Annotated in this window: 35 protein-coding genes and 1 pseudogene; 23 read left to right on the forward strand and 13 right to left on the reverse strand. The window is 37.0% G+C overall.

Going from position 1 to position 26,251, the window contains the following annotated elements:
• Positions 1–45: 45 nt before the first annotated feature.
• The gene (locus QRY57_RS24365) at positions 46–285 is read right to left on the reverse strand and encodes a YuzB family protein (RefSeq protein WP_026594213.1); all 240 of its coding nucleotides are present in this window, start codon (positions 283–285) and stop codon (positions 46–48) included.
• Between the two features lie 449 nt (positions 286–734).
• Here QRY57_RS24365 and QRY57_RS24370 point away from each other — a divergent pair, with 449 nt between their 5' ends.
• The 5 genes from QRY57_RS24370 to QRY57_RS24390 all read left to right on the forward strand — a co-directional run bounded on the left by QRY57_RS24370 (position 735) and on the right by QRY57_RS24390 (position 3,871).
• Positions 735–1,805, forward strand: coding sequence for an NAD(P)/FAD-dependent oxidoreductase (locus QRY57_RS24370; protein ID WP_286016328.1), 1,071 nt, complete (start codon positions 735–737; stop codon positions 1,803–1,805).
• A gap of 112 nt (positions 1,806–1,917) precedes the next feature.
• On the forward strand, positions 1,918–2,577 hold the full coding sequence (locus tag QRY57_RS24375; protein ID WP_286016329.1) for an ABC transporter ATP-binding protein: 660 nt from the start codon (positions 1,918–1,920) through the stop codon (positions 2,575–2,577).
• Positions 2,561–3,349 (forward strand): ABC transporter permease, encoded by a 789-nt coding sequence (locus tag QRY57_RS24380; RefSeq protein WP_286017926.1) that lies wholly within the window; start codon positions 2,561–2,563, stop codon positions 3,347–3,349. Before QRY57_RS24375 ends, QRY57_RS24380 begins: the two co-directional genes overlap by 17 nt.
• Positions 3,322–3,552: a zinc ribbon domain-containing protein gene (locus QRY57_RS24385; RefSeq protein ID WP_286016330.1), complete on the forward strand. Its 231-nt coding sequence runs from the start codon at positions 3,322–3,324 to the stop codon at positions 3,550–3,552. Before QRY57_RS24380 ends, QRY57_RS24385 begins: the two co-directional genes overlap by 28 nt.
• 160 nt (positions 3,553–3,712) lie before the next feature.
• The gene (locus QRY57_RS24390) at positions 3,713–3,871 is read left to right on the forward strand and encodes a YqbF domain-containing protein (RefSeq protein WP_081811128.1); all 159 of its coding nucleotides are present in this window, start codon (positions 3,713–3,715) and stop codon (positions 3,869–3,871) included.
• Between the two features lie 109 nt (positions 3,872–3,980).
• On the opposite strand, the gene QRY57_RS24395 is transcribed toward QRY57_RS24390, so the two are convergent.
• The gene (locus QRY57_RS24395; protein ID WP_286016331.1) at positions 3,981–4,781 is read right to left on the reverse strand and encodes a nucleotidyltransferase domain-containing protein; all 801 of its coding nucleotides are present in this window, start codon (positions 4,779–4,781) and stop codon (positions 3,981–3,983) included.
• Between the two features lie 90 nt (positions 4,782–4,871).
• Positions 4,872–5,180, reverse strand: coding sequence for a YuzD family protein (locus tag QRY57_RS24400; protein ID WP_026594208.1), 309 nt, complete (start codon positions 5,178–5,180; stop codon positions 4,872–4,874).
• Positions 5,181–5,388: 208 nt separating this feature from the next.
• Between QRY57_RS24400 and QRY57_RS24405 the strand changes: the two genes are divergently transcribed.
• Complete coding sequence (locus QRY57_RS24405) at positions 5,389–5,625, forward strand: NifU family protein (protein WP_000431179.1); 237 nt, start codon at positions 5,389–5,391, stop codon at positions 5,623–5,625.
• 211 nt (positions 5,626–5,836) lie between these two features.
• Here QRY57_RS24405 and yutH read toward each other — a convergent pair whose 3' ends face one another.
• Positions 5,837–6,838 carry a spore coat putative kinase YutH gene (gene yutH, locus QRY57_RS24410; RefSeq protein WP_286017927.1) on the reverse strand — a complete coding sequence of 334 codons (1,002 nt, stop codon included), beginning with the start codon at positions 6,836–6,838 and terminating at the stop codon, positions 5,837–5,839.
• A gap of 119 nt (positions 6,839–6,957) precedes the next feature.
• On the opposite strand from yutH, the gene QRY57_RS24415 reads away from it, so the two are divergent.
• The gene (locus tag QRY57_RS24415; RefSeq protein WP_026594206.1) at positions 6,958–7,449 is read left to right on the forward strand and encodes a phosphatidylglycerophosphatase A family protein; all 492 of its coding nucleotides are present in this window, start codon (positions 6,958–6,960) and stop codon (positions 7,447–7,449) included.
• 246 nt (positions 7,450–7,695) lie between these two features.
• Positions 7,696–7,842, forward strand: a complete 147-nt coding sequence (locus tag QRY57_RS24420; RefSeq protein WP_286016332.1) for a hypothetical protein — start codon at positions 7,696–7,698, stop codon at positions 7,840–7,842.
• Between the two features lie 8 nt (positions 7,843–7,850).
• On the opposite strand, the gene QRY57_RS24425 is transcribed toward QRY57_RS24420, so the two are convergent.
• Complete coding sequence (locus QRY57_RS24425) at positions 7,851–8,336, reverse strand: GNAT family N-acetyltransferase (protein ID WP_286016333.1); 486 nt, start codon at positions 8,334–8,336, stop codon at positions 7,851–7,853.
• A gap of 170 nt (positions 8,337–8,506) precedes the next feature.
• Between QRY57_RS24425 and QRY57_RS24430 the strand changes: the two genes are divergently transcribed.
• The 7 genes and pseudogenes from QRY57_RS24430 to QRY57_RS24460 all read left to right on the forward strand — a co-directional run.
• The gene (locus tag QRY57_RS24430; RefSeq protein WP_286016334.1) at positions 8,507–9,763 is read left to right on the forward strand and encodes a TerD family protein; all 1,257 of its coding nucleotides are present in this window, start codon (positions 8,507–8,509) and stop codon (positions 9,761–9,763) included.
• A 12-nt stretch (positions 9,764–9,775) separates the two neighbouring features.
• On the forward strand, positions 9,776–10,990 hold the full coding sequence (locus tag QRY57_RS24435) for an HpcH/HpaI aldolase/citrate lyase family protein (RefSeq protein ID WP_286016335.1): 1,215 nt from the start codon (positions 9,776–9,778) through the stop codon (positions 10,988–10,990).
• Entirely contained in the window at positions 10,917–12,305 is a 1,389-nt protein-coding gene (locus tag QRY57_RS24440) for a phosphoribosyltransferase family protein (protein ID WP_286016336.1), read from the forward strand. The genes QRY57_RS24435 and QRY57_RS24440 overlap by 74 nt, the downstream gene beginning before the upstream one ends.
• Positions 12,302–13,420 carry a cysteine protease StiP family protein gene (locus QRY57_RS24445; protein WP_286016337.1) on the forward strand — a complete coding sequence of 373 codons (1,119 nt, stop codon included), beginning with the start codon at positions 12,302–12,304 and terminating at the stop codon, positions 13,418–13,420. Before QRY57_RS24440 ends, QRY57_RS24445 begins: the two co-directional genes overlap by 4 nt.
• On the forward strand, positions 13,417–14,229 hold the full coding sequence (locus tag QRY57_RS24450) for an HAD family hydrolase (protein ID WP_286016338.1): 813 nt from the start codon (positions 13,417–13,419) through the stop codon (positions 14,227–14,229). Before QRY57_RS24445 ends, QRY57_RS24450 begins: the two co-directional genes overlap by 4 nt.
• A 60-nt stretch (positions 14,230–14,289) precedes the next feature.
• Complete coding sequence (locus QRY57_RS24455; protein WP_286016339.1) at positions 14,290–14,958, forward strand: vWA domain-containing protein; 669 nt, start codon at positions 14,290–14,292, stop codon at positions 14,956–14,958.
• Positions 14,959–14,983: 25 nt separating this feature from the next.
• Positions 14,984–15,151: pseudogene (locus QRY57_RS24460) on the forward strand (NAD(P)H-dependent oxidoreductase); the annotation flags it as partial.
• A gap of 35 nt (positions 15,152–15,186) precedes the next feature.
• Here the strand turns inward: QRY57_RS24460 and QRY57_RS24465 are convergent.
• The 4 genes from QRY57_RS24465 to QRY57_RS24480 form a co-directional block, all read right to left on the reverse strand.
• Positions 15,187–15,717 (reverse strand): iron ABC transporter substrate-binding protein, encoded by a 531-nt coding sequence (locus QRY57_RS24465; protein WP_286016340.1) that lies wholly within the window; start codon positions 15,715–15,717, stop codon positions 15,187–15,189.
• A 142-nt stretch (positions 15,718–15,859) separates the two neighbouring features.
• A complete protein-coding gene (locus QRY57_RS24470) occupies positions 15,860–16,624 on the reverse strand; it encodes a TIGR01457 family HAD-type hydrolase (RefSeq protein ID WP_286016341.1) in 765 nt (254 codons plus the stop codon).
• Between the two features lie 97 nt (positions 16,625–16,721).
• The gene (locus QRY57_RS24475; protein ID WP_286016342.1) at positions 16,722–17,354 is read right to left on the reverse strand and encodes a helix-turn-helix transcriptional regulator; all 633 of its coding nucleotides are present in this window, start codon (positions 17,352–17,354) and stop codon (positions 16,722–16,724) included.
• Between the two features lie 81 nt (positions 17,355–17,435).
• Complete coding sequence (locus tag QRY57_RS24480) at positions 17,436–17,876, reverse strand: DUF86 domain-containing protein (protein WP_090693978.1); 441 nt, start codon at positions 17,874–17,876, stop codon at positions 17,436–17,438.
• Between the two features lie 147 nt (positions 17,877–18,023).
• On the opposite strand from QRY57_RS24480, the gene glpX reads away from it, so the two are divergent.
• The 3 genes from glpX to QRY57_RS24495 all read left to right on the forward strand — a co-directional run bounded on the left by glpX (position 18,024) and on the right by QRY57_RS24495 (position 20,153).
• A complete protein-coding gene (glpX, locus tag QRY57_RS24485; RefSeq protein ID WP_026594194.1) occupies positions 18,024–18,995 on the forward strand; it encodes a class II fructose-bisphosphatase in 972 nt (323 codons plus the stop codon).
• Between the two features lie 18 nt (positions 18,996–19,013).
• Complete coding sequence (locus tag QRY57_RS24490) at positions 19,014–19,280, forward strand: DUF3055 domain-containing protein (RefSeq protein ID WP_208016446.1); 267 nt, start codon at positions 19,014–19,016, stop codon at positions 19,278–19,280.
• Positions 19,281–19,652: 372 nt separating this feature from the next.
• A complete protein-coding gene (locus QRY57_RS24495) occupies positions 19,653–20,153 on the forward strand; it encodes a cytoplasmic protein (protein ID WP_286016343.1) in 501 nt (166 codons plus the stop codon).
• A gap of 40 nt (positions 20,154–20,193) precedes the next feature.
• Here the strand turns inward: QRY57_RS24495 and QRY57_RS24500 are convergent, their stop codons facing one another.
• Positions 20,194–20,466 (reverse strand): YutD family protein, encoded by a 273-nt coding sequence (locus tag QRY57_RS24500; protein ID WP_432804057.1) that lies wholly within the window; start codon positions 20,464–20,466, stop codon positions 20,194–20,196.
• 148 nt (positions 20,467–20,614) lie between these two features.
• On the opposite strand from QRY57_RS24500, the gene QRY57_RS24505 reads away from it, so the two are divergent.
• The gene (locus QRY57_RS24505; protein WP_026594191.1) at positions 20,615–21,193 is read left to right on the forward strand and encodes a YhcN/YlaJ family sporulation lipoprotein; all 579 of its coding nucleotides are present in this window, start codon (positions 20,615–20,617) and stop codon (positions 21,191–21,193) included.
• Between the two features lie 40 nt (positions 21,194–21,233).
• Here QRY57_RS24505 and QRY57_RS24510 read toward each other — a convergent pair whose 3' ends face one another.
• Positions 21,234–21,968, reverse strand: a complete 735-nt coding sequence (locus QRY57_RS24510; RefSeq protein WP_026594190.1) for a MerR family transcriptional regulator — start codon at positions 21,966–21,968, stop codon at positions 21,234–21,236.
• Between the two features lie 141 nt (positions 21,969–22,109).
• Between QRY57_RS24510 and QRY57_RS24515 the strand changes: the two genes are divergently transcribed.
• The 4 genes from QRY57_RS24515 to QRY57_RS24530 all read left to right on the forward strand — a co-directional run bounded on the left by QRY57_RS24515 (position 22,110) and on the right by QRY57_RS24530 (position 24,785).
• Positions 22,110–22,889: a YhfC family intramembrane metalloprotease gene (locus tag QRY57_RS24515; protein ID WP_286016344.1), complete on the forward strand. Its 780-nt coding sequence runs from the start codon at positions 22,110–22,112 to the stop codon at positions 22,887–22,889.
• Positions 22,890–22,980: 91 nt separating this feature from the next.
• Positions 22,981–23,547: a histidine phosphatase family protein gene (locus tag QRY57_RS24520; protein WP_286016345.1), complete on the forward strand. Its 567-nt coding sequence runs from the start codon at positions 22,981–22,983 to the stop codon at positions 23,545–23,547.
• Between the two features lie 31 nt (positions 23,548–23,578).
• Entirely contained in the window at positions 23,579–24,289 is a 711-nt protein-coding gene (locus tag QRY57_RS24525) for a GNAT family N-acetyltransferase (RefSeq protein ID WP_286017929.1), read from the forward strand.
• 19 nt (positions 24,290–24,308) lie between these two features.
• Entirely contained in the window at positions 24,309–24,785 is a 477-nt protein-coding gene (locus tag QRY57_RS24530; protein ID WP_090693991.1) for a YbaK/EbsC family protein, read from the forward strand.
• 15 nt (positions 24,786–24,800) lie between these two features.
• On the opposite strand, the gene QRY57_RS24535 is transcribed toward QRY57_RS24530, so the two are convergent.
• A complete protein-coding gene (locus QRY57_RS24535; RefSeq protein WP_286016346.1) occupies positions 24,801–25,130 on the reverse strand; it encodes a DMT family transporter in 330 nt (109 codons plus the stop codon).
• Positions 25,131–25,191: 61 nt separating this feature from the next.
• Complete coding sequence (lipA, locus tag QRY57_RS24540) at positions 25,192–26,088, reverse strand: lipoyl synthase (protein ID WP_026594184.1); 897 nt, start codon at positions 26,086–26,088, stop codon at positions 25,192–25,194.
• Positions 26,089–26,251 lie beyond the last annotated feature (163 nt).

Raw genomic sequence — 26,251 nt, forward strand, 5'->3', positions numbered from 1 at the left:
ACTCTGATGAAACAAATAAAATAGACGTTGCTCAAGTGCAACGCCTTAAAACATTGGGTTTTCATCTAAATAATCATATACATTTTTCACAAGCTCTTCTACCGTTGTCCCTTGTACAACTTCACCATTCACCAGTGCAAAAGGACCTTCAAAACAAATACCACAATACCCCAGACAACCATATTCCATGACATCTAAATTCGGATCTTTTTCTAATTTTTCTAACGCTGCTTGTGATCCACTCGCAAGGTTACCTACACAAAACTCGATTAATGGCTTAATCAAAACTATCCCCCCTGTACCTCAAAAAAATAAATCTATACTAAGAAAACTAAGCTGTTTCTTGTTGTTTCCATTACACCTACTACAATATTTCGTTGCTTCACTACTTCATTTCAAATCGAAAGATCTTCTCTATATCAATTCACTTGGATTTCCCAACATATAAATCACTGCTATGAAATCAGAAAAAGATCTCCACTCATTTCCCTCTTCTGGTTTCACCCGAAGGAAATGGCAGCTTCTATCGTTTTTTCTAACCTATCTGTTGTTTTTCCAACATACAAATTAAAACAGTTTGTCCACTTTTCTTCTTATTGTACAACAGAGTACACATTCATGCATTGTTATTTGTTCACAAATTCGATATAATTTGAGTGAGTAAAGTCAAAATATTTTTTCAATATATAATTGTATGATTAGGGGATATTTCAACAGAAAAGGGGTAATCCATCATGAAACACCTCGTATTACTGGGCGGTGGCTACGGTGGCATGAGAATTCTGCAACGGCTTCTTCCAAGCAATCAACTTCCAGATGATGTCCAAGTGACATTAATCGACAAAGTACCATACCACTGTTTTAAAACAGAATATTACGCATTAGTAGCGGGTACAATTTCAGAAACGCATATTCGCATTCCATTTCCTGAACACCCGCGTCTCAACATTCAATACGGCACTGTAACGAATGTTGACCTTGAAAACAAAGCCGTTCATCTTGATGGAGGCGAAGTTGTCGAATATGATGACTTAATTATTGGCCTTGGCTGCGAAGACAAATATCATAACGTACCAGGTGCGAAAGAATATACACATAGCCTTCAATCAATTGAACAAACTCGTAAAACGTACGAACAATTAAATGGTTTGGAACCGAATGCAACTGTCGCTGTTGTCGGTGCTGGTTTAAGCGGCGTTGAAGTTGCAAGTGAACTTCGGGAAAGTCGTTCTGATTTAAAGATCTACTTATTTGATAGAAAGGATCGCATTTTATTCCCGTTCCCAGAAAAATTAAGTAGATACGTAGAAGAGTGGTTCGTAAAGCATAGTGTTACGATTATACGAAACTCTGACATTACGAAAGTAGAACCAAACGTTGTGTACAACCATGATGAACCGCTTAAATGTGATGCAATCGTATGGACAGCAGGTATTCAAGCAAACGAAGTTGTTCGAAACCTTCCAGTCGAGCAAGATAGTAGCGGACGGGTTGTATTAACAAAATATCATAATATTCCGAACAACGAGAATGTTTATGTTGTAGGAGATTGCGCTTCTCTTCCACATGCACCATCTGCACAACTTGCTGAAGGCCAAGGTGAACAAATTGTCCAAATATTATTAAAACGTTGGAACAATGAGCCACTTCCTGATGAACTACCTGTTATTAAATTAAAAGGCGTTCTCGGCTCTCTCGGTAAGAAACATGGATTTGGATTATTGGCAAATCAACCATTAATGGGCAGAGTGCCTAGACTTTTAAAGTCCGGTATTCTATGGATGTACAAACATCATAATGGCTAAACAGAAAAACAAGAGCGGGTCGCTCTTGTTTTTTCTATTTTTCTCCTTTTTTGATACGATATGAATATATAAAAACAAATTGAATTTATATAGAATCAGAAAGGAGAAAATTATGTTTTTATTAAAAGACGTAACATATAAAGACATCTTACATATTCCTTACTTAGAGATCCACAAAGAAAAAACCACCTGCATCATCGGTGAAAGTGGTAGCGGAAAAAGTACGTTACTTCGCCTGCTCAATGATCTACAATCACCAACAACTGGCGAAATTAAATATAACGGTACCCCCATTTCGTCTTATCCGCCTATTCAATTACGTCGTGAAGTCGTTATGCTAGGACAAACTCCTCCAATATTTGACGGAACAGTAAAAGATAATTTGTTAATAGGGCTTCGCTTTTCAGAGAAATCTTTACCACCTGATGAAGCACTACAAGAAGCTCTCGCAATTGTAAGCTTAGAAAAAGAGTTAACAGATATCGCTTCCTCATTATCCGGTGGTGAAAAACAAAGACTCTCCTTAGCTCGTGTTTTACTTATGGACCCGTCCGTTTATTTATTAGATGAGCCAACATCTGCATTAGATGCTGATACAGAAAAACGCGTCATGAAAAATTTCACTACAATTGCGAAACAAAAAAAGAAAACTGTTATCTTTATTACCCACTCACAACTACTTCCAGAAGAAATAGCAGACGACATTATTGAAATTAATAAAACAAAAGGCGCTATTAGAAGGGAAGTGCACGCATTTGAAGGGCGTTATTGAATTACAACTTTGGCAACTTGCTGCAGCATATATTTTCATTATCATTTTAATCGGCCTTGTAAAATTAAAAGGAATACCACGTGAAAAACAAATTACGATCGCTACATTCCGTATGACCATTCAGCTTGTGCTTGTTGCATACGTACTTACATACATATTTGAAAATAGTAATCCATTTTATACAATTGCTATTATTACTTCTATTACTACATTTGCTATTTTTAACATTTATAAGCGAGTTAATATCCCTATGTCAAAAGAGTTAAAACGTGTGGCCGCACTCTCAATGATTGCAGGATCAATCGGACCACTTTTATTATTTATCTTTGTCATTATTGGACACGACCCTTGGTATGCTCCGCAATATATCGTTCCAATCGCTGGAATGCTCATTGGTAATGCCATGACCGGTGTATCGCTCGGTGCAAATACATTCTTAAAAACTATGAAATCACAACGTGAGCAAATTGAAGGTGCACTGATGCTGGGAGCAACCCCAAAACAAGCAGCTACCCCACTTATAAGAGATGCTTTCGACTCAGCTATTTTGCCAACGATTAATTCTATGGTCGGAATGGGAATCATTAGTCTCCCAGGTATGATGACAGGACAAATTTTATCAGGAATTTCACCGTTTACCGCCATTCAATATCAAATTGTGATTATACTTGGTATTTCCGGAAGTACAGCTTTTTCTGTCATTATCTTTTTACAACTTGGGTATAAAACATTTTTTAATAGGCGGTGTCAGTTAAAAAAGATGGAATCTTAGAGGCGAATTTCATAAAGAAACATAAGAACTGTCAAAGCTGTGGCATGCCATTTTCAAAAGATGAAAATGGTGGCGGTCCAGAAAAAAATGGAGAAAAAAGTACAACGTATTGCAGTCATTGCTATGAAAATGAAAAATTCGCCCTTCCGCATATTACAGTAGGCGAGATGAAACAGCTTGTTGAAAATAAATTAGAGCGATGAACTATCTCCTTATTGATTACAGTATTTATTTTCATATTTGCATTCTTCATACTTCTATTTAAAATCCCTGATTAACATTCTAAGTATCTTAAACCAATTTATGGATATTATAAGTAATGAATCTTTAAATTTGTATCGTTCTATAATGGAGGTATATATAATGTATTACGTTAAATTAATTCAAGGACAATCATTCTACGCGTTTGATCATCGCTTCTTATTAGATCAAGAAGAGCAAGTTACACAAAGAATTTTTAAATACTTGTGCAAAAATGAGTTTTTTGAAGTACGTAAAGACGAGGATACTTCCACAGCATAATAATGAGTAGCTAAGTAGTGTATAACTTCATTTACAAACCGACCTCTATAGTAACTACTACAGAGGTCTTACTATTTTATATCCGCACCATCTTAATTTTTGAAATAAACTACCCTTCCCACTTCTTCCGACATTCCTCTATCCCACTAAGCAAATACTTCCTCGTCATATCTGCCCGCTTCCAAATGGAAATCGTTCGTTTCTTTCCCTTATTATGACGTATCCGCTCTACCTCTTGTAGCAAAGGTATCCATTTATCAGTGGACGATTTCATCATATATTGTAATCCTTCATCTTTTGAAACAATTGTTTTATGCTCTAACGTATACAAAATACGGCCCATCGTTACAACGGCTGATTCTACCCATTCTTCAATTAAAAACAAATATGTACGTGATGCCTTTTCACCCCAGTATTGCTCTACGTTATATTTCATTGTTTCTACAACCCTATTCCATGAGACCTCAAACGGAAGTTCACTTGCTTCTTCTCCAGTCACAGTAATTCCATGGTTCTTTAACGTCCACCACGTCACAGCATTCACATCCCAGTGACCTACGTTAACTTTCCCATCAGCACAATAGACATACTGCTCTATCTCTTGATTATTCTTTCCTAAATCAGTAAGCGGGATATACATACCGTCCATCCGTCCTCCGAGCTTATTTTCACTCAATTTTTTATGTAAATCACTTATTTGCAACTTCTCAAATTCACTGACTGTCTCCCTCGTTACCGTTACAAAATCAACATCACTCGTCCCCAAATGAAATGCACCTAGAGCGATTGAACCGTATACGTACACCCCAATTAATTTTCCATTTAAAAAAATATCTTGTAATCCCATCACATATTGCTCCATTAGACTCGTTACTTCCTCTGGCAACTCCTGTTTCACTACACCCTTCACATGCATCCTCCTTAATAAAATTACCTTTAATAACTATTTTTTCCATATAGATATATAAGAAAAGCCTTTGCAACCACAAAGGCTTTTATATTATAAATATTTCTCAATTTCTTCGTATACGTCCTTCAAACGAGGATTTCCTTCTCCAACGATTTCACCGTTTACAAGAACAACCGGATAAAATAAATCCTCTTCAATTACCCGCTCTACAAAAGCTTGCTTCTCAGCATCATCTTGCTCTTCTTGAATATCAACGTATTCAAACTTAAATTTATCATCTTGACCTTCATATTTACGACCAATTGCCGCTTGTAGCCATTCAAATGTTTCAGTCGAAGATGGCATTCCAACGCAGCTCGCACAAATTACTTTTGCCCCATATACTTGAACATTTACCATTCTTTCTCCCCCACTTCTCTGTTCTAACAGTACGCCGAGATGACTTACCTTATAAACACATCTCTTTACAAGTTCATTTCTCATCCCCTATACTGAAAAAACACGTTGTAAACATGATACAATATTTTGACATTAAAACAAGAACAGAAAAAATAGATTTTCCCCTGTATCTTGATTATAATAAAATGGATGAAAGGAGTCGATAAAAATGGAAAACCCAAATATGCAAGAACAAGTACTAGAAGTATTAGATAAATTACGCCCGTTCTTACTTCGTGATGGCGGTGACGTTGAATTAGTAGATATTGAAGAAGGTATTGTAAAACTACGCCTTATGGGTGCATGCGGTAGCTGCCCAAGTTCTACAATCACATTAAAAGCTGGTATCGAACGCGCACTACTTGAAGAAGTACCAGGCGTTATCGAAGTAGAACAAGTATTTTAATCTAAAAGCGGATGCGGCTTGCTTAGAATGTGAGGGGGATGGAGCTTCTGACATAGAGGCGTTTTTGGCCTCGTCGGAAGAAGCGAAGCCACCGAACATTCTAGCCGCTGGAGCTGGATAATTTAAAAACGGATGCGGCTTGCTTAGAATCGCTGAAACTAAATATCCATAAAAAAGAGACCACCATTGGTCTCTTTTTTATAAATTCCTATTAGGACAACCAATCCAACTTTCGAATCCCGAGCTTCTCAACAGGCAAACGGAGGAATTCATAAAAATGCTTCATAAATTGCTCTGAACGGTTCACATCGTGTAAAATGTCTTCTAAGCGATCTCGGTACATATTTTTTTGTTCTTCGTTTCCCGTCAGATAGTATTGTTCCACCGTTTCAAAGTAATGAAGTGGAAAGAGAAGGCGCGCAAATAGTAGGCGCCAGCCAAAAGAAGAGAGAGTATAGTTTTTCTCATAATCCGATACAAACTGGAAAATTGTTTGTTCCCAATCTTTCTTCTTTTCCGTGAATACGTATCGAATCCATTCCGCTAAATCCCTGCTTGGATGATCATATACCCAATCGATGGGGATTTTTAATTTATTGGTTTGCTGCCATAATAAAGGGGTAAAGCGTTCTTGGCAGATCGTTGCTGCGTCGGCAAGCTGAGGTGTATCATCTATTTCTGTATCTACAACATATTGAATTGCATTTTCAGCAACGCCTAAATAATATGGGAAAGACTCGATAAATAGTTGATCAAATACATCTGACGGCTGATTCATAAGTTGTGATTGCCAAAATCGCTCTAATTGATCGAGCCTTTTTTCCCATAATGACTTCCATTCACCAATGCGACTTAATTGTTCTATTTCTTCTGGAAAAAAGGCGCCTCGTTTATGGAATAAAGAAAGCTCGTTACCTAACGAAGTAGCATGTCGATCAAGCAAACGCATACCTTTTAATAAACAGTAATTTTTTTCTTCTATCTCACTTACATAGTAACCGTGCACCGTCGGAACGAAGGTTGCAACAGTAATATCCCCTTGCTGGTTCATATAATCGCTTAATTTTTTCATTTCAACAAGTACATCTTCCTCCATATCCCCAATTGGAAGAAGTACATAAATTTTATTACGAATCCAAAAGCTTTTATAGGGGCCAAGAGGGATTAATTCTTTGACATGCATTTGATAATGCTCATAAATATGCTGAATCATCATAGTCGCCACCTATGGTTTTTCTATATATATATGAGCTTGTGCTCGCCTTTCATTCCTATGCACATGATAAAGCAGTAAAACGTATACAAATAATAAAAAGAAAAAAAGGTGATAACATGAAAGAATCGAATCAACTACAAGAAAGAGCATTACAACTACTACAGGAACGTGGTGTAACAATCGATGATATTGCGGAGCTTGTTCATTTTCTTCAAAAGAAATACCATCCAAATTTAGAAATGTCAGAATGTCGTTACAATGTAGAACGTGTATTATCCAAGCGTGAAGTACAAAATGCGCTCATTACAGGAATCGAGTTAGACGTTCTTGCCGAAAAAGGAATGTTGAGCGAACCATTACAAGACATTGTAAAGCGTGATGAAGGTTTATACGGAGTGGATGAAGTAATCGCCCTTTCCATTGTAAACGTGTACGGCTCTATCGGTTTCACAAACTTTGGATATATCGATAAATTAAAACCAGGTATTTTAGAATACTTAAATGATAAATCATCTGGAAAAGTTCATACATTCCTTGATGATATTGTAGGTGCTATCGCTGCAGCCGCGTCTAGTCGTTTGGCGCATCGTGCCGAGCATGCAGAATAAGGTAAAACCCTAAAAATAAGAACCCACCCCTTTACACAAAGAGGTGGGTTCTTTCATTTACATAAATTGCAATCCTATATACAATTTATGTAAAATATTTTCGAACGTTCAAACAGGGGTGTTCTGATGTTTAAAAAGCAAATCTTTTCTTGGCTTTTTCTACTTTTCGCACTGGTTGCCTCCGTCACATTCTTTCTATATCTCACATGAATACAGCGCCTTACACCTTCACTAGAAGGCACTATTATGACAAATAGTATCTTATCTATCATTTTAGCACTCATTGAAGAAAAAGGGTTGGTTCGTACACTAAGTGGAACATGCTCTATAGCCCTGCTCTCTTACATTATTTTTTTCGGTTATGTTATACGCTTAATTTGGACAGGGCCATAACACATTTGTTAACAACGGCATTCATCTAAATCATACTCCATGAGCAGGAACTCTCTCCCCCTGCTCATAAACAAAACATTCTTTTGAAACCCAACGTTCTCATACAATGTAATCGCCCTCTTATTAAAAGCAGCAACGCTTAAACGAATTCTTTTGGGCTGGAACGCTTTTAAAGCAAATTGGAAACCAACTTTCAAGAAAGATTTTCCCATTCCCTGTCCCGTTAGATTTGGCTTCATGCCAAGCCCAATGTCTACAGTATCCTCACCTATATATAACTTCACATCCCTTCCCCCTGGTACTTGCGCATTTTCTCCAAAACAAAAGTAACCTATCAATTCCCCATATTCATTACAGCAGCCATAATATGTTCCATCTAATAGTTCTTCTATTGTCTCTTCACTTCCTGAAAAATTATATAACGAATACGGTTCTTCATACTGCCATGTATTGATTTCTTTTGCTTCTTCTCCTGTTAGTTTGTGGATATTCATCTTCTTTCTTCATTCCTTTCTAAAAAACTCCTTACTAACAAAGTTCTACATAAATCCTGAAATTCACCTTCCATTTTCGAAAAGTTTGTAAATTTTAAAAATACAAAATTGGAAATCCTTTGTTAGCGTGTTACGATTAAAGTAATTATTCTAAATGAGGTGAAATCGAAATGCCCCTACAGTTATGTAAAGGACAGAAGGTAGATTTAACAAAAACAAATCCTACATTAACTCATATAAAAATAGGTCTCGGCTGGGATCTTCCTACAAATTCACATGCATTCGATTTAGATGCTGCTGCTTTTTTATTGGATTCAAACGGTAGACTAACAACTTCAGAGCATATCGTATTTTACAAACAGCAATCTTCTCTGCAAGGCACGATTACACTTTCAAAAGATAATCGTACAGGTAAAGGTTCTGGAGATGATGAGGAAATCTCCATTTCGCTTTCAAAGATTCCATCACATATCGAACGAATTATGTTCACTATTACCATTCACGATGCATTGGCACGCATGCAAACCTTTGGCCAAGTAAAGCAATCCTATGTCCGTATTATCAATACAACGAATAATGAAGAAATGTTTCGTTATAACCTTACAGAACAATTTTCATCTGAAACTGCATTAATCGCCTGTGAAGTTTACCGTTATAAGGGCGAGTGGAAGTTTGGAGCTATCGGTAGAGGAATACAAGGAGGCCTCAAAGAACTTTCTCATCAATTCGGATTATCTCATATAACACCTAACCTTTTTGAAAAAACAAATAAACAGATTAAACCTCCTTCTAGTCAAAAACATATTAACCTTCCCAAAATTGAACTAAAAAAATCTGGAGATACGATCAACTTACAAAAAACGGACAAACCTCTTGGCGAAATTGCAGTGAACTTAAATTGGAGTAAGCAAAGTGCTCCAAAACAAAAAGGATTTTTCTCATCTTTAGCGGCAAATCTCTCACCTCAAGTAGATTTAGATTTAGGCTGTTTGTTTGAATTTAAAGATGGTTGGAAAGGCGTTGTACAACCACTTGGAAATACGTTTGGTTCATTTCATAGTGAGCCTTACATTCATTTAGATCAAGATGATCGCACGGGGGCTTCAAATACAGGAGAAAATTTACGCATTAACGGAAACATGATTCATGAAATAAAAAGAATATTAATTTTCTCTTATATTTACGAAGGCGCAGCCAATTGGTCACAAGTTGACGGTGTTGTTACATTAAAACAAGAAAATGGACCAGACATTGTTGTGAAAATGGATGAACACCGTAATGGCCTGAGTACATGTGCAATTGCAATGCTTGAAAATGTAAATAATGAGACATTCAAAGTACAAAAATTAGTGAAATATTTTAAAGGACACCGAGACATGGATCAACATTATAAATGGAACATGAACTGGGTCGCAGGCTCTAAATAAGGTGGTGACAATATGCAGCATTTTTCCTATCTATCCCTTGAAGAAAAGCAAAACCTTTTCTACCAAGAACCCATTACATTTTCAAAGGATTCCGCGAAAGATCAACTAGCTTACGCATTAGGTGCTACTCTATATACACCTGGAACAAAGAGAACCATTGCAGATGACATCGTTAGAAAAAGGCTCGAAGGTACGACATCGATTGTACTTTGTTTAGAAGATTCTATTAGTGATTGGGATGTGAAACTTGCCGAGCAAAATGTTGTCATACAGATGCAACTACTAGCTCATATGATGGATACTGGCAAGCTTCATCCATCAGACATACCACTACTCTTTATTCGGATTCGTGAACCAAAGCAAATGGATTCGCTCGTTCATGAACTAGGAAGCGCCGTCCATTGTATAAGCGGTTTTGTGTTTCCTAAGTTCACTCCGGCGAACGGAATGTCTTACATTCATGAGCTACAGGATATAAACGAAACCTATTCACTTTCACTTTATGGGATGCCTATTTTAGAGTCTCCTGAAATTATTTATAAAGAAACTCGTATTGATACATTACTAGCAATTAAGGAAATCTTAGATTCTTACCGTGATTTTATTTTGAATGTCCGAATTGGGGCGACCGATTTCTCAGGGCTATTCGGCATTCGTCGTAACAAAGATACGACAATCTATGACATTTCGATTATTCGCGATTGTATTTCTGATATTATTAATATTTTTTCTAGAAAAGCAGATGAATATGTTATATCTGGACCGGTGTGGGAGTACTTCGGAAACAATCCGCGCGTACTCAAACCACAGCTCCGTCAAACACCATTTCGTGAATCATTTGGAAACGCCGGGCTTACAATGCGTGAGAACATGCTTCATCGGTACGAGGACGGATTAATTCATGAAGTCTTGCTCGATCAAGCAAATGGATTAATTGGAAAAACGGTCATTCATCCTTCTCACATTAAACTCATTCAAGCTATGCATGTTGTAACGTTAGAGGATTATTTAGATGCAAAAGCTATTTTCGAAGCGGCCCAGACGTATAACGGCGTGATGAAAAGCAGCTTTTCTAACAAAATGAATGAAGTGAAGCCGCATTATAATTGGGCACGTAAAACACTTCTGAAATCTAATATTTATGGGGTGCTACATGAACAACAAACTTTCATCGATCTCCTTACCGAAGAACCAAAGCAAAACATACACGTACCACATTTTAAATAAAATAACGGTTCACATAGATGTGCTACATAATCCATATTTATTATCGCCAGATCAACTATTCCAAATGGCTGCAAGAATCAATAAAAAACGTGGTTTTTTATTCGTAAGCACCATTTTAGGAAAACATCTTCCCGTTCCACCTGCAATCTCTTTAGCTGGAGGCTGTGCTCTTGCTGCAAGATATATGGAGGTACTGCATCATACAAATCATCCATATCAAAAAGAAATTCTCAATCTGATTTCTTCTAAAGACCGTACGAATCATGAACTGGAAGCAATTCTGCAGTATCAATTCCCTTTAGATAAAGAAGTCTTATTTATCGGATTTGCAGAAACAGCTACCGCATTAGGTCATTCGATGTTTCAATGTTTTCAAAATGCGAAATATGTTCATACAACAAGGGAAACAATCTCACAAATCGATTCTGTCATTACATTTGAAGAAGAACATTCTCATGCGACATCTCATCGTTGTTATGTGGACAAAAGCTATTTTCAAAATGAACAGCCTATCGTCCTGGTAGATGATGAAATAACAACAGGAAAAACCGCCCTTAATATCATCAGATCCATTCAAGAAAAGTTTCCAAGAAAAGAATATATTGTCGCTTCTTTATTAGATTGGCGCTCAGATGCACATCGAAAGCAATTTACAGAGCTCGAGCAAGAACTTGATATTACGATTCATGCAATCTCTCTATTAAGCGGCTCAATTGACGTAATCGGTAGTCCGATCGCTAGTTCTTCTTCGCATGGTGAAATGATTGATAAATCAATAGAGTCCAAGATAAAAAAACATATACTTCCATGCCCTACTTTACCGTATACATCTATACATCATGATATCAGCTACATAAACTACACCGGGCGCTTTGGCATTTCATCCGATGATCAAAATCATATCCACCCTTTTGCTAAAAAGATTGGATATGATTTAAAGAAAAAACGAAAAGGTAAACAGACACTCTGCTTAGGAACCGGTGAATTTATGTACCTTCCAATGCGGATTGCCGCTGAAATGGGGACAAATATTTCGTATCAATCAACAACGCGTAGTCCGATTCACCCGTACGCAGGTGATCTACAATATGCTATTCATAATCGTTTTTCCTATGAAAGCCCTGAAGACAAAGCAGTTACAAATTATTTTTATAACATCCAGCCCGGAGATTACGATGAAGTTTTTCTTTTTATAGAGCGTAATTTGCAAGGAGATGCTTTTCATCCTCTTCTTACACAATTACAAACGGTTATTCCGGTCATTCATATCGTTTCATTTAAGAGCTTAACAGAAAGCGAGGGTGAAGAAATATGACTGAGATTAAAACAATACAGTTTATCGGCAGCTATGCGAAAGAAGATGCTATTTTTCTATTAAAAGATATTAGTGATGCCATAGAAGAAAGAACAACAGAAGATAGAGAACAAGCAATTCAATCGGGCACACATTACTCTGAAATGCTTCCGATTGAATATAATCCATCTAAGCCTTATATGGATTTATTTTTTGCTTCACTCGAGCAATACAAACGGAAGCTAGCCATTGCTATCGGCGTTGTAGCTGAGCAAATTATAAAGACGAAAGGAAAGAATCTTGTACTCGTATCACTAGCAAGAGCCGGTACACCAATTGGCGTTTTAATAAAACGGTATATTCGTTATCAATATCATCTCGAATTGCCACATTATTGCGTTTCTATTATTCGGGGACACGGCATTGATGAGAATGCACTTCACTATATTTTACAGCAGCATCCAAATCAAACGATTCAATTCATTGATGGCTGGACTGGGAAAGGTGCCATAAAAAAAGAACTGCGCCAAGCAGTACATACATTTAACGAAAAGAACCATGAATATATTTCGGACTGCATGGCTGTACTTGCTGATCCAGGCCATTGTACTTCTATATATGGAACACGAGAAGATTTCCTCATTCCAAGCGCTTGCTTAAATGCGACCGTATCAGGATTAATTAGTCGCACAGTTTTAAATGAAACATATATTGGCCCAAATGATTTTCACGGTGCCAAGTATTATAAAGAACTAGAAACAGAAGATTTATCTAACTTCTTTATTGACGAAATCACAGCGTTATTCCCTTCTATTAGCGCTGATGTAACAAAGCAACTAGAGCACGTTATCACTACCTATACAGAGCCATCTTGGCAAGGTATGCAAGATATTGCCTCTATTCAAAAGTATTTTGGAATAGAGGATATAAATTTAGTGAAGCCAGGAGTTGGAGAAACAACACGTGTTTTACTAAGACGGATGCCATGGAAAATTTTAATCCAGGGCGAAAACAATCCAGACTTAAAGCACATTTTACTTCTAGCACAAGAAAAAAATGTTCCAGTAGAGCTCTATAAAGATATGACTTATTCGTGCTGTGGGCTCATCACACCTCTTGGGAGGAAAATTTCATGATTTTTGCAAGTGACCTTGATCAAACACTCATTTATTCTCGGAGATCATTTCGTGCTTCTATAGACGATGAACACATTCAACTGATTGAAACGTTAGACAACAAAGAAATTTCTTTTATGACACATACAGCCATCTCGTTATTAAAAGAACTGCAATTACAAGCTCAATTCATCCCTGTTACAACTCGAACCATTGAACAGTTTCAGCGCATTACACTATTTCAAGCAGAAGTCGTTCCGGAATATGCGATTACAAGCAATGGCGGTAATATCCTTCATAACGGTAAGTTAGATGCCACTTGGAAAAACATACAAACGGAGCGCTTAACAACATGTATGGAAAAAGAAGACGTTCTAACAGAATTTCAAAATATTTCTCATGAAGAATGGGTTCTTTCACAAAAAACAGCTGATGATTTATTTCACTACTGCATCATTAAGCGTGAAAATATTCCATACGACGAATTACAGTCATTCACAACTTGGCTCGATCAACAAGGATGGACTCATTCATTACAAGGCAGAAAATTATATTTTGTGCCAAAGCCTGTGAACAAATGGGATGCTGTCCAATATGTACAAGAAAAACTTCAGGCAAAAACCGTAATTACTGCTGGTGATTCCTTACTTGATCTATGCATGTTAGAAAGGGCAAATCATGCCATTGCTCCTCTTCACGGTGAACTTGAAACAAAACAAGGAAGTTTATTACCTCACATTGTAAGAACAAATGAAATTGGTATATATGCAGCAGAGGAAATTGTGGATAAAGCACTCCAAATGATCCATAATTCTCTTCCTATTGCGTAATCTATACATGCTTCAAGAACCGGCATCTTTGCTACATAATAAAAAAAGGGGCGATTATACTTGAGTACAATTACATTACGGAAAGAAGCAGTACGCGTTGTATTAGAGAAAAAGAAATTAACAGGCGTTGTCGCAAAAGTTGCGCTCGTATTAGACATTTCTGGGTCTATGCGAACACTTTATAAAAATGGCACTGTACAAGAAGTTGTCGAACGTGTTCTTGCGGTTGCAAGTCAATTTGATGATGATGGCTCACTAGATATTTGGGTATATGATAACGAATTTTCAAGATTACCATCCATTACTGAAAAAGACTTTGCTGGTTATGTTGAAAAACATATTTTAAATAACCCTTCCATTCATAAATTTGGCCGAAATGAAGAGCCACAAGTGATGGAAGATATCATAAAAAAATATACGATTGAAGAGAAAAGCGAAGAGCCTGCCTTTGTTATATTTATTAACGATGGTGGCTGTAAAAAAGGAATTCAAAAACCGGTTGTATTCTCTTCTAACCAACCGATTTTTTGGCAGTTTGTTGGGATTGGAAATGGAAAATTCGACGTTCTTAGAAAGCTAGACGAAATGGAAGGGCGTTTCATTGATAACGCAAACTTCTTCCACATTCGCGATATCGAAAAAACAACAGATGAAACATTGTATAATAACCTGTTGAATGAACTTCCGATGTGGATAAAAGAAGCGAAGGAGAAACGAATTTTATTATAAACATACTAAGAAAGACCGCTGTGAAAGCGGTATGTTTGATGCGATGAAGAAAACAACAGCTGCTGGTATTTTTGAATTTACAGGAATTGAAACATTAGAGCACACATTCTATACGAGTGTTCCTTCTGTGGATGAAGACGTGCGAAAAGAATATCTTGAAGAAGTGAAAGCAGTCGTGAATCGCGTATTTTAATAAGACACTCCACCTTATACGAAGGTGGAGTGTTTTTATTTTATGGTGAGCTTAGGAAGATATCTTTGTAAAATGTTTTCTAACTCTCTCATATCCTCTTGCCTAATGAGTAAGTTTACATTGTCATGCCATTTTTCTTGCCCGCGATATAAGAAGATATTTTCTTGCGGATTTTCCCATGTGGATGTTTTATATCCTTTTAATTCTGCATAGGAATAGTAATTCATCCCATCAATCACACCTTTTTCATATACCTTGACGTCTTTAATTAGCTGTATCACAAAAAGGAACATAAAACAAACAGCTACAGTATAAGCTCCTATTTTGAGTAAAAACAGTTCGAAACTATCAATTTCTCCATCTATATAACGAACGTATGTAAGTATAAGTTGTACAAAGAAATAAGCTGGACCAAACAACACGAACCATCGGCTTTTTTTACGTGGGTAAGTAGCAATAATCTCTCCAATATCCTCTTGTACACTTTTTATTTTATGTATTTTCCATATAGCAAAGCCTAAAATACACAACGTTACAAGAAAGATAATAATCGAAATGATATACATTTCTCCCCCTCCAATCTCTATTCCACCAGTAATATTCTCTCTGTATATCCTTATAATATAATTTTACCTTTTATATCCATATACAAAATATGTAATTATGCATATAAAAAAGCAGGCAACCTAAACGATTGCCTGCCCACTCTTACATCTTCTCAATCCACTCCGTCAAGTTATGCACAACCGCTGTTGGCTGCACTTCATATTCTGTTAACTTCTCCACAGTTGTGACTCCAGTGTGGACAAGAAGTGTATGCATACCAGCATTTATCCCCGCTAAAATATCAGTATCATAGTTATCCCCAACCATTAGCGCTTCTTCTTTCGCCATACCAAGTACTTTTAGTGCTTGTTCCATAATAATAGATTCTGGTTTTCCGATGAAAATTGGCTCTATACCTGTGGATACTGTAACAACAGATGTTAATGAACCGTTTCCTGGTAGTAAACCACGCTCAGTTGGAATAGCAATGTCTCCATTTGTTGAAATAAATGTCGCACCATTACGTACTGCTAGACATGCTTTCGCTAGCTTTTCGTATGTAATTTCGCGATCTAATCCAACAACAACAAAATCAGGATTTTCATCCACAAGCTTGAATCCTTTTTCCACAAGTGCCTCATACAGTCCTTCTTCCCCAATCATATACACAGACGCATCTTGTTTACGTTCATAAATAAAGTTCGCTGTTGCCATGCTCGTTGTAAATACTTGCTCTGGCTTAGCTGGAATATCGAAACGAACAAGCTTTTCTGCTACTTGTTCTGGTTTACGTGTTGAATTATTTGTTACAAACAAATATGGGAGACCACGCTCCTGTAATGCTTTTACAAAGTCACTAGCTTCTTCAATTTGTTCTTCACCGCGATACATTGTACCATCTAAGTCGATTAAATAGCCTTTATACATCCATCTGTCTCTCCTTTTTGTCTAGCGTTCATACCTTCTTATATTAACCCCTTTTTCCAAAGAAAAAAACGCTTCGTCTAAAAGCGTCCCATAACGTTCATTTTTTCTCTTGTATGTGATACGAACAGTGACAGTCACCATCACACATATTTGATAATACCTTCACATTTCCATCAGAAAACAGTCGCTTATACATATTTTCTTCCTCCACACAAAGCTGTGGATATTTTTCAGCAACAGCCTTTAATGGACAATTTTGTTTTTGTAATATGTATGAGTTTTCTCCCTCCTGCTTCACTTGTACCATATATCCATGCTTCTCTTGAATAACGGCAACTTCCCGAAGCTTCTGCCATACATTTTCTTGACGACTGATTCGCCTTTGTAATTGCTCTTCAATCCGATTCGTCCTGGTCTTTAAAATAGCATCTACAAGGGTTTCACCACCAATTTGTTCTAAATCCTCTAACACACCTAAAGCAAATTGCTTATAATCCTTCGGAAAGGAATCTTCTCCTTTTTGACTTAGGGCGTATACATATGTTGGTCTTCCCACATGTTGACGTACCATTTTCGACTGAATGATTTCTTCTTGCTCCAGCTTACTTAAATGACGACGTACTGCCATCTCTGTAATCTCCAAAGTTTCAGATAATGCTCCAACGGTTTGTTCTCCATTTATTTTTAAAAGCTGTACAATTTCTTCCTTCGTTGTACGTGCTTCCCCCATTTCTCATCCTTCTCCCTTTTTAGCCGTTTCTATCGATAAAAAAGATCCCCAAAAAGGCTAATGGGGATCTTATCCATACACTTATTCTGCTATGAATGCAGATACAGGTCCTAGTTCCTTTTCTAAGTAACGGCGAATATTCGCAGGGTATTTCTGTACCACAGCGATTTGTTTTTGAATCGTCGTATATAATTCTTCATGATTCATTTGAATATAATCTTGCATAAGCATTTTCCGAAGAAGAATCACTTCTTTTATTCCTGCTCCTTCTTCTCCACTTATGACTTTTTCATCCATTAAAATATCAATAATATCTTCATAACTTCCTGGGTCACGCATAATAAATCCATCAATCATTGCATTTCCAACATCTAATATGCAATCAATGATAAGATGCGACATACGCTCTAATGCGTAATATTCAAAATCATTTTCATATTGCTTCTTCTCTTGAAATGTATCTACTACTTGTTCTAAACATGTTAATATTTGCTCTATTTTTTTTCTGTCTACAAAGTACATGAATGTCACCTACCTGGAAATTAAAGCATTTACATTTTAATTGTAACCGTTTCTTCTGAAAAAATCGACAATTTTTCGAATTCACCTTTCACGCGTTATTTGTTATAGTTATAACTGTATGATTTTTGAAATTGGAGGAATGCCACCTTGGAACGTGAACTCGCATTAGAAATTGTCCGTGTAACTGAAGCAGCAGCCTTAGCATCCGCACAATGGATGGGCCGCGGAAAGAAAAACGAAGCAGATGATGCAGCAACTACTGCTATGCGTAATATGTTTGATTCAGTAAACATGGCAGGTACTGTTGTAATTGGCGAAGGAGAGCTTGATGAAGCACCAATGTTATATATTGGTGAAAAACTGGGAACAGGTAACGGCCCAGAAGTAGATATCGCCGTTGATCCATTAGAAGGTACAAACATCGTTGCAAAAGGTCTTGCAAACGCAATGGCAGTTATTGCAGTCGCAGATAAAGGAAACCTTCTTCATGCTCCGGATATGTACATGGAAAAAATCGCGGTTGGTCCAAAAGCAGCTGGTAAAATCAGCTTAGATGATCCAATTGAAAAAACAATTGAAATTGTAGCAGAAGCAAACAATAAAAAAATCCGTGACCTAACGGTTATCGTCCAAGAACGTGACCGTCATCAAGAAATTATTGACCGTGTTCGTACAAAAGGTGCACGTGTAAAATTATTCGGTGATGGCGATGTTGGCGCGTCAATCGCAACAGCTCTTCCAGGAACAGGTATCGATTTATTCGTTGGTGTTGGCGGCGCTCCAGAAGGCGTTATCTCTGCAGCAGCATTAAAGTGCCTTGGAGGCGAAATGCAAGCACGCTTAGTACCAATGAACGAAGAAGAAGAAGCACGTTGCCGTAAAATGGGATTAGAAGACCCTCGTCAACTTCTTATGTTAGACGACCTAGTATCTGGTGATGATGCAATCTTCTCAGCAACTGGTGTATCTGCTGGCGAGTTATTAGATGGTGTAAAATTCCTTGGCGGAGACTTAGCAGAAACATATTCTATCGTTATGCGCTATAAAACAAGAACAGTACGCTTTATTAAGACGCATCACCATTTAGATCATAAGCCTCACTTAAACTTAGATATTTAAAAAAGGAGCTTTTGTAGTATGGAAGAACGTTTCTTTCTTTACGACGATACAGTCGATACAAAAACGCGTTTCGTTAGCTTTATGGGAGAAAATGAGCGCCACGATTTAGCGCTTTTATACTCCGATCGTCATTACGGTAAAACAATCGTCCTTGATATGCAACGCAATAAATTTGCAATTATCGGCACTGACGATTTAAACGAACCAGGCTACTTAGAGCACGCTTTTTCTGTATCTGAAGACATTGCAGAAGAACTGCGCTCATTCTTATTCGAACTTATATAGTATTATGCACCAGCTATTATAGAGCTGGTGTTTTTTTACATAATTTATTTTTAATTTTCAATCTTTTGTGTTATACTTATGAGCAAATCTATTTGGAAGAAAGGACGTCTACTACGTATGCCAACATTTACTTTGTAATGGAGCAGCAATTGAATAGCATTACTCTCAAAAAAGCTACATGCTTTTTCAAGGGAGTAGTCTGTTCATTTCCCATTACAAAGGAACGTAACGCATCTGTAGTATGATGTTTTACGGAGGTTCCTATAAGGGGAACCTTCTTTTATTTTTGTCTATTTCTTCTTTATTCATACTGCAAGACATCCAAATAGCTGTATTACGTTCCTTTACCCAATATATACGAGGTGAAGGAAAATGCAGAAAGTACAACTTTCTTGGAATTTATATGAGAATGAATTTGAAACGACGGTCGAAAAGCATTGTAAAAATTGCGGGCATACCACCCTTTTTACTGATACGAACATTCGTAGGCATAACGCAAACGGAAAGAACATTTACCGCTTTGCGATTTATAAATGCCAAAAAGGGCATACGTGGAATAAGAAACTCCACATTTATAAGTCGTTTTCTGAACATGTCGAAACAATCGATGTGTTTCAACAGAAACAAGCTGAAACAACGACTACCGTCTCGATTATGCAATATAAAGAAAATGGCACGACAGAAATAGCCATTGTATTAGAAACAGTCGTGGGCTCCCATCGTATTGATAAAGCACTAGCTGCATACATTTCAGATTTGAGCCGTACGGCAATTGTAGACAAAATCAAAAACGGATACATCCAGTTGAATGGTCAGAAGATGAAATCAAATACAACACTTTCTGAAGGTGACCTCATTTCAATTTGCTTGTAAAAAAGAATTCCTCTTACGCCTACCGTAAGAGGAATTCTTTTTACTTCTTCATTTTTCGTAACACAAAGTATGCACAACCAAAATTACAGTATTCGTATAAGTACTCCGATAATGTACTAATTTTCGTATCATATGTCGCACGTTGGTTACTATCATCAAAAAATCCGCGCAATCTGAGTTGATCGTAACCCCAGTCACCAACGATATAATCATATTTATTTAAAATTTCTGCGTAGCGCTCTTTAAATGCTTCTTCACGAAAACCGTTACGATAGTCTGTAATTACTTCGTACTGAACATTATTTATGTTCATCGTAGCATAACTCTCCTGCTTTTGCTCCATCATAAACTTCCTTTCTAAGCATTCTTCTTTTTATCGTATCACAAAGCATAGCAACCAACAATTTCAAATACAAAAAATTGAAAAGTAGTAAATGCTATGGAGAAGGAGGTGATATCTCGTGAAAAAACAAATTGTACTCTCCCTTCTCACTCTTTCCTTATTTGCAGGTTGCCAAACAGCAAATAAAGCTGAAATGGAACGTGAGGAAGGCAGCCGTGTTCTTGTTTCCAATAAAGATGACATGTATCATACAGAAAATACAAATACGAGGCTTACAAGAGTCGGATACTCTTCTAAGCAAAAGGATGAAGTATCTAACAAACAAGTAGGGGCGATTAACCGTGAGAAAGTAGCAGAAATGATTACAAATATGACTGTAAATCTGCCTGACGTAACAAATGCTGCTACACTTGTCACTGATGATGAAGTATTTGTTGTATATCGTGCCAATACAAGTAATCCCGCACTTGTAACAGATCAAGTGTATAAAACCGCTTTGTCCATCGTTCCTCGCTATTATAAAGGATATGTATCAACAGACCAAAAGTTGATTTCGCAAATTCAAGGACTTCAGTCCGGTACGTTAAATGATAAGGAATATGAACAAAGTCTTGATATGTTAAAGCGTGAAATGAGTAAAAATCCGCATATAAATAACACTCAAAATCCCACGCTAAATGACATGATTAAGAAATAAAAAAGATGGCGGCTGCCTACTTGAGACAGCCCCATCTTTTTTATTTCTTACGATTATCTGCATATACCGCCATAGCATCACACATAAACTGTGCCAATCCTTCTCCAAACTTATCAATATTTTTTGTAAAACGTTCATCATCCACATACATTTGTCCTAATCCTTTGAACGCCTCTAATGAATATTGACCAAAGTCTTGCAAGTACTCATACCATACATGAATTGCTTCTTGTGCTTCTTTAGAATCAGGCGCACCATTCCGAAGCTCCGCTAGCTTTCTATAAATGTTATTAAAGTCTTCTTGCTTTTCCTTAGTCATACCAGCAGCTGTCTTATTTGCTTTATCTATAGCCTTGTCTCCCCATCGTGCGCGAGCTTCCTCTTCATATGGATTATGACTAAAATCGAAGCCTTCAAATTTTTCTTTATTCGTCATTTCAATCTCTCCTTTTGTATGCTTAATTGTCTTATCAATTGTCGCAATCACCTTATCCAGCCTAGCACGCTTCTCAAGCAACATTTTCCGATGCATCTGAAGCGCTTCTTCCCTGTCAAATGAAGGACTACTGATAATTTCTTTAATTTTCTTTAAAGGGAAGCCAAGTTCTTTAAAAAATAAAATTTGCTGCAATCTCTCTAGATTTTCATTGGAGTACAGACGATATCCCGACTCTGTCGTCTCGTCTGGGGTTAGAAGCCCAATTTCATCATAATGATGCAGTGTGCGCACACTAATACCAACTAAATCGGCTACTTCTTTTACCCGCATTTTCATTGTTTCGCCCCCCTCAGTACATACAATAAAGTATTACGCAACGTGAGAGTCAATAGAAAAACTCTTTTTTGATAAAAATAAACGATTTCTTTGATTCGCTGTATAATAGAAGAGTACATACATGAGAAAGTGGTGAAAAATATGATTTCAAATGCTGTAATTGGTAGTATGATTCTTCAACTAGCAATCTCGGTTCTCGTTCCAATTATTGTACTGATTTATTTTCGAAAAAAATATCATATAAACTGGAAAGTAGTTGGAGTTGGTATTCTTATTTTTATTGGATTTACCCAAATCCTCGAAACACCATTCCACCTATTCATGCGCGGAAATCCAGCAACAGCTAAGATTTTAGAAAACCCATTTATCTTTGCGATTTACGGCGGACTTACCGCTGGTATTTTTGAAGAATTAGGACGTTTTGTCGCCTTCTTCTTCCTATTAAAAAAATCTCAAGAGTATAAAGGTGGTCTTGCGTACGGAATTGGACACGGCGGAATGGAATCCATCTTAATTGGTGGTTTCGCTGGACTCCAAACTCTTACCTTTGCAACATCCATTAACAACGGAAGCTTCGCTCAAATGGTTGAAAAATTACCTGAGCTAAGCCGTGTACAAGATGCTTTAATTCAAGCACCTGCTTACTTGTATTTACTCGGCAGCTTAGAAAGAATTATGGCACTTGTCCTGCAAATCGCCTTCACGATGCTTGTCATATACGCAGTAAAACAGAAAAAATATATTTTCCTCGTATATGCTGTGCTATTCCATGCCTTCGTAGACTTCTTTGCAGCTCTTTATCAAAGACAAATAATCAACGTATTTGTTACAGAAGGTATCATCTTTATTTTTACAATTTGCGCTTTCATTCTGATTCGTAAAATGAAGGACAAATTAACAATTGAACCGAAAAAAAGCTAAGTCCATGCGGCTTAGCTTTTTTGTATAGAGGACTTTTTTTCCTATTTGTCGAAGTATGTATGGTCAACTTGAAAAAAATGAGGGATAGATTTTGAAAAAACTTATCGTAGTGCGTCACTGCTCAGCAACTGGACAAGAACAAGAGGCTGAATTAACAATTGCAGGAAAAAAACAAGCACACCTCCTTGCTGATTTCCTCATACAAAATAACCTGCAAATAGAGTCCATTGTTTCAAGCCCTTTCACTCGCGCCATTCAATCCATTACGCCATTCGCATCACAGAACAATTTACCAATCAAAGAAGATGAACGATTAACAGAGCGTATACTGAGCAGTGCTCCAATGAAAGATTGGATACACAAACTAGAATATACCTTTACAAATATAGATATTGCCTTTTCAGGCGGAGAGTCAACAAAACAAGCGATGGAACGTGCCATATCGCTTATTAACGATATTTTAAAACAAGAACATCATATAACGCTGCTTGTTACACATGGAAACTTGTTAACGCTTATTTTAAAACACTTTGATAAACGTTTTGGTTTTAATGAGTGGAAAAACTTAAGCAATCCTGACGTTTACGAAATTACAATCTCTGAACAAACAACAATTCACAGATTGTGGGGGCAGACCGTTGAAAATCGTTACACATGATAACATTGAACAGGAACATATTTGCTGTGCCATGTCAGACAAAAAAGTAAAACGTGGTGTCGAGCTCAAAAAAGCATGGCTAAAAAATCGATTTGAAGAAGGACTTGTGTTCAAAAAGCTAGATGTGAAAGGAAAAGTGTTCATTGAATACATTCCAGCTGAGTATGCATGGGTGCCTATCTCTGCACCAAAATACACATGTATCAATTGCTTTTGGGTCTCAGGGCGTTTCAAAGGGCAAGGATACGGCGCACAGCTCTTAGAAGAATGTATCCAGGATGCTAAAGCGCAAGGAAAGCATGGAATCGTTGTTATTTCTAGTAAGAAAAATAAACCCTATTTATCAGACGGTAGCTATTTAAAGAAAAAAGGGTTTCAAGTATGTGATACAGCACCGCCTTATTTTGAATTACTTGTATACAAATTTGATCCAAGTGCTCCTTCACCCCATTTTACAGCAAGCGCCAAAGATATGAAGATTCCAAATCAAAACGGCTTAGTCGTCTATTATACAAATCAGTGTCCTTATACTGATTATTACATTCATCAAGAATTAACCAATATAACGCAACAATATCACATCCCTTTGGAATGCATTCAGTTGACATCGCGAGAAGATGCGCAGCATGCTCCTTGTGCCTTTACAACATACGGAGCTTTTTATAACGGAAAATTTTTAACACACGAAATTTTAAGTGCGAAAAAATTTGAAAAATTGATGATGAACATAGAGCAAATCTAGAAAGGGGTATTAACAAAATATGTACGAAGAAGTAATCTCTTTATTACATAAAACAAATGCTTCCTACGAAAAATTTGAACACGAACCAGTTCTCGATTACGAAACAGATCGTGTCGTTCGTGAACGGCTTGGCTTACAAGGAACTCCTAGTAAAAGTTTATTTTTAAAATCAAAATCTGGATCCTATTATGTGTTCTTCACATTAGAAGGAACTCGTCTCGAGAGAAACGAAATGAAGGAAATCACAGGAGAGCGCTTATCAATTTGTTCACCTGATGAACTAAGAGAACAAACAGGTTGTATTCCCGGATGCGTCGCTCCTTTCGGCTATTCACAGGATGTAACGATTATTGTGGATCATTCCGTCTATGCCTACGATAAAATTCTAATTACACCGGGTGTCCCAGAATTTACAATTGAATTATCCACAGAAGAATTGAAAAAGATTTTATCCACATGTCAAAATACTGTTTTAGAATATAAGAAAGAGAGCTGATTTCAGCTCTCTTTCTTAGTGAGCACTAGATCCAGACATATTTAGCACAGCTACTCCGCCTATAATAAGCACTAATCCTACTGCCGTTTGCCACGTAAAGACATCTTTCCATACAAGTACACTAATGAGTGCTGTTAAAGCTGTTCCTACCCCTGACCAAATCGCGTACGCCGTACTAAGTTGTATATGCTGCAATGCTTTAGAAAGGAAGAAAAATGCTGAAGCAAACCCTAATACTACTCCTATGCTTGGCAACACTTTTGTAAAACCATTGGATACCTTTAGCATCGTTGTCCCAAATACTTCACTTACAATCGCAATTGCTAAAAATAGAAAAGCCTTCATACTATTTTCCCCCTAAAAAAAGATCCCTCTTAGCAATCTCACTAAGAAGGATTCTTTCTCATTATTTTGCTTCTGCAGTATTTTCCTTCGCAGAACGTACTTGCTCATCTGCATGGTAAGAAGAACGAACAAGCGGGCCAGCTTCACAGTGGCTAAATCCTTTGCTAAGCGCAATTTCTTTTAGCTCTGCAAATTCTGCTGGTGTGTAATATTTAATAACTGGTAAATGCTTTTTAGATGGTTGTAAGTATTGTCCAAGCGTTAAAATATTCACATTGTTCGCACGTAAGTCGTCCATTGCTTCAATTAAATCTTCTCTTGTTTCACCTAGCCCCACCATAATACTAGATTTAGTTGGAATATCAGGTTGCATTTCTTTTGCACGACGTAAAAACTCTAATGAACGATCATATTTTGCTCTTGCGCGAACTCGGTCAGATAATCGACGTACTGTTTCAATGTTATGGTTCAAAATATCTGGTTTTGCATCCATTAACATTTTTAAATTTTCTTCTACCCCGCCCATATCAGATGGTAACACTTCAATAGACGTGAATGGATTATTACGACGAACAGCGCGTACTGTTTCAGCAAAAACAGCTGCTCCGCCATCCTTTAAATCATCACGTGCAACCGCTGTTATAACAACGTGTTTTAAACCCATTTGTACAACAGAATCTGCTACGCGTTCTGGCTCTTGTAAATCAAGCTCTGTTGGTAAGCCTGTTTTAACCGCACAAAAACGACAAGCACGTGTACAAACCGCACCTAAAATCATAAATGTTGCTGTTTTTCTTACAGCCCAACATTCGTGAATATTTGGACATTTCGCCTCTTCACAAACGGTATGAAGCTGCTTAGAACGCATCATTTTCTTTAAGCCTGTATAGTTTTCATTTGTATTTAACTTAATTTTCAACCATTCGGGCTTGCGCTTATATTCTGTTTGTTTTGTCATGTTATCAACTCCGCACAATATGAAATAGTTTACCGTGTTCGCTTCTTTCAATGTAACATATCTATTCTAACGTATGAAAGCGATTTGCTCAAATGAAGATTCCAAGAATTTTTACCAATGATTTACTATAATGAAATATCTCGTATATCCCACACTAAAGAGA

This window comes from Bacillus arachidis, assembly GCF_030285945.1.
In the GTDB taxonomy this organism is placed as follows: Bacteria; Bacillota; Bacilli; order Bacillales; family Bacillaceae_G; genus Bacillus_A; species Bacillus_A arachidis.

Coding starts and splice junctions, on each gene's coding strand:
- QRY57_RS24495 (WP_286016343.1), top strand. CDS start 19,653: ATGCAGAAAGTACAACTTTCTTGGAATTTATATGAGAATGAATTTGAA.
- QRY57_RS24425 (WP_286016333.1), bottom strand. CDS start 8,336: ATGAATATCCACAAACTAACAGGAGAAGAAGCAAAAGAAATCAATACA.
- QRY57_RS24405 (WP_000431179.1), top strand. CDS start 5,389: ATGGAAAACCCAAATATGCAAGAACAAGTACTAGAAGTATTAGATAAA.
- QRY57_RS24390 (WP_081811128.1), top strand. CDS start 3,713: ATGTATTACGTTAAATTAATTCAAGGACAATCATTCTACGCGTTTGAT.
- QRY57_RS24415 (WP_026594206.1), top strand. CDS start 6,958: ATGAAAGAATCGAATCAACTACAAGAAAGAGCATTACAACTACTACAG.
- QRY57_RS24530 (WP_090693991.1), top strand. CDS start 24,309: ATGTACGAAGAAGTAATCTCTTTATTACATAAAACAAATGCTTCCTAC.
- QRY57_RS24510 (WP_026594190.1), bottom strand. CDS start 21,968: ATGAAAATGCGGGTAAAAGAAGTAGCCGATTTAGTTGGTATTAGTGTG.
- QRY57_RS24490 (WP_208016446.1), top strand. CDS start 19,014: ATGGAAGAACGTTTCTTTCTTTACGACGATACAGTCGATACAAAAACG.
- QRY57_RS24465 (WP_286016340.1), bottom strand. CDS start 15,717: ATGTATATCATTTCGATTATTATCTTTCTTGTAACGTTGTGTATTTTA.
- QRY57_RS24420 (WP_286016332.1), top strand. CDS start 7,696: ATGACAAATAGTATCTTATCTATCATTTTAGCACTCATTGAAGAAAAA.
- lipA (WP_026594184.1), bottom strand. CDS start 26,088: ATGACAAAACAAACAGAATATAAGCGCAAGCCCGAATGGTTGAAAATT.
- QRY57_RS24450 (WP_286016338.1), top strand. CDS start 13,417: ATGATTTTTGCAAGTGACCTTGATCAAACACTCATTTATTCTCGGAGA.
- QRY57_RS24435 (WP_286016335.1), top strand. CDS start 9,776: ATGCAGCATTTTTCCTATCTATCCCTTGAAGAAAAGCAAAACCTTTTC.
- QRY57_RS24400 (WP_026594208.1), bottom strand. CDS start 5,180: ATGGTAAATGTTCAAGTATATGGGGCAAAAGTAATTTGTGCGAGCTGC.
- QRY57_RS24375 (WP_286016329.1), top strand. CDS start 1,918: ATGTTTTTATTAAAAGACGTAACATATAAAGACATCTTACATATTCCT.
- QRY57_RS24470 (WP_286016341.1), bottom strand. CDS start 16,624: ATGTATAAAGGCTATTTAATCGACTTAGATGGTACAATGTATCGCGGT.
- QRY57_RS24445 (WP_286016337.1), top strand. CDS start 12,302: ATGACTGAGATTAAAACAATACAGTTTATCGGCAGCTATGCGAAAGAA.
- QRY57_RS24515 (WP_286016344.1), top strand. CDS start 22,110: ATGATTTCAAATGCTGTAATTGGTAGTATGATTCTTCAACTAGCAATC.
- QRY57_RS24370 (WP_286016328.1), top strand. CDS start 735: ATGAAACACCTCGTATTACTGGGCGGTGGCTACGGTGGCATGAGAATT.
- QRY57_RS24535 (WP_286016346.1), bottom strand. CDS start 25,130: ATGAAGGCTTTTCTATTTTTAGCAATTGCGATTGTAAGTGAAGTATTT.
- QRY57_RS24480 (WP_090693978.1), bottom strand. CDS start 17,876: ATGTACTTTGTAGACAGAAAAAAAATAGAGCAAATATTAACATGTTTA.
- QRY57_RS24525 (WP_286017929.1), top strand. CDS start 23,579: ATGTCAGACAAAAAAGTAAAACGTGGTGTCGAGCTCAAAAAAGCATGG.
- yutH (WP_286017927.1), bottom strand. CDS start 6,838: ATGATTCAGCATATTTATGAGCATTATCAAATGCATGTCAAAGAATTA.
- QRY57_RS24430 (WP_286016334.1), top strand. CDS start 8,507: ATGCCCCTACAGTTATGTAAAGGACAGAAGGTAGATTTAACAAAAACA.
- QRY57_RS24440 (WP_286016336.1), top strand. CDS start 10,917: ATGAACAACAAACTTTCATCGATCTCCTTACCGAAGAACCAAAGCAAA.
- QRY57_RS24500 (WP_432804057.1), bottom strand. CDS start 20,466: ATGAACATAAATAATGTTCAGTACGAAGTAATTACAGACTATCGTAAC.
- QRY57_RS24475 (WP_286016342.1), bottom strand. CDS start 17,354: ATGGGGGAAGCACGTACAACGAAGGAAGAAATTGTACAGCTTTTAAAA.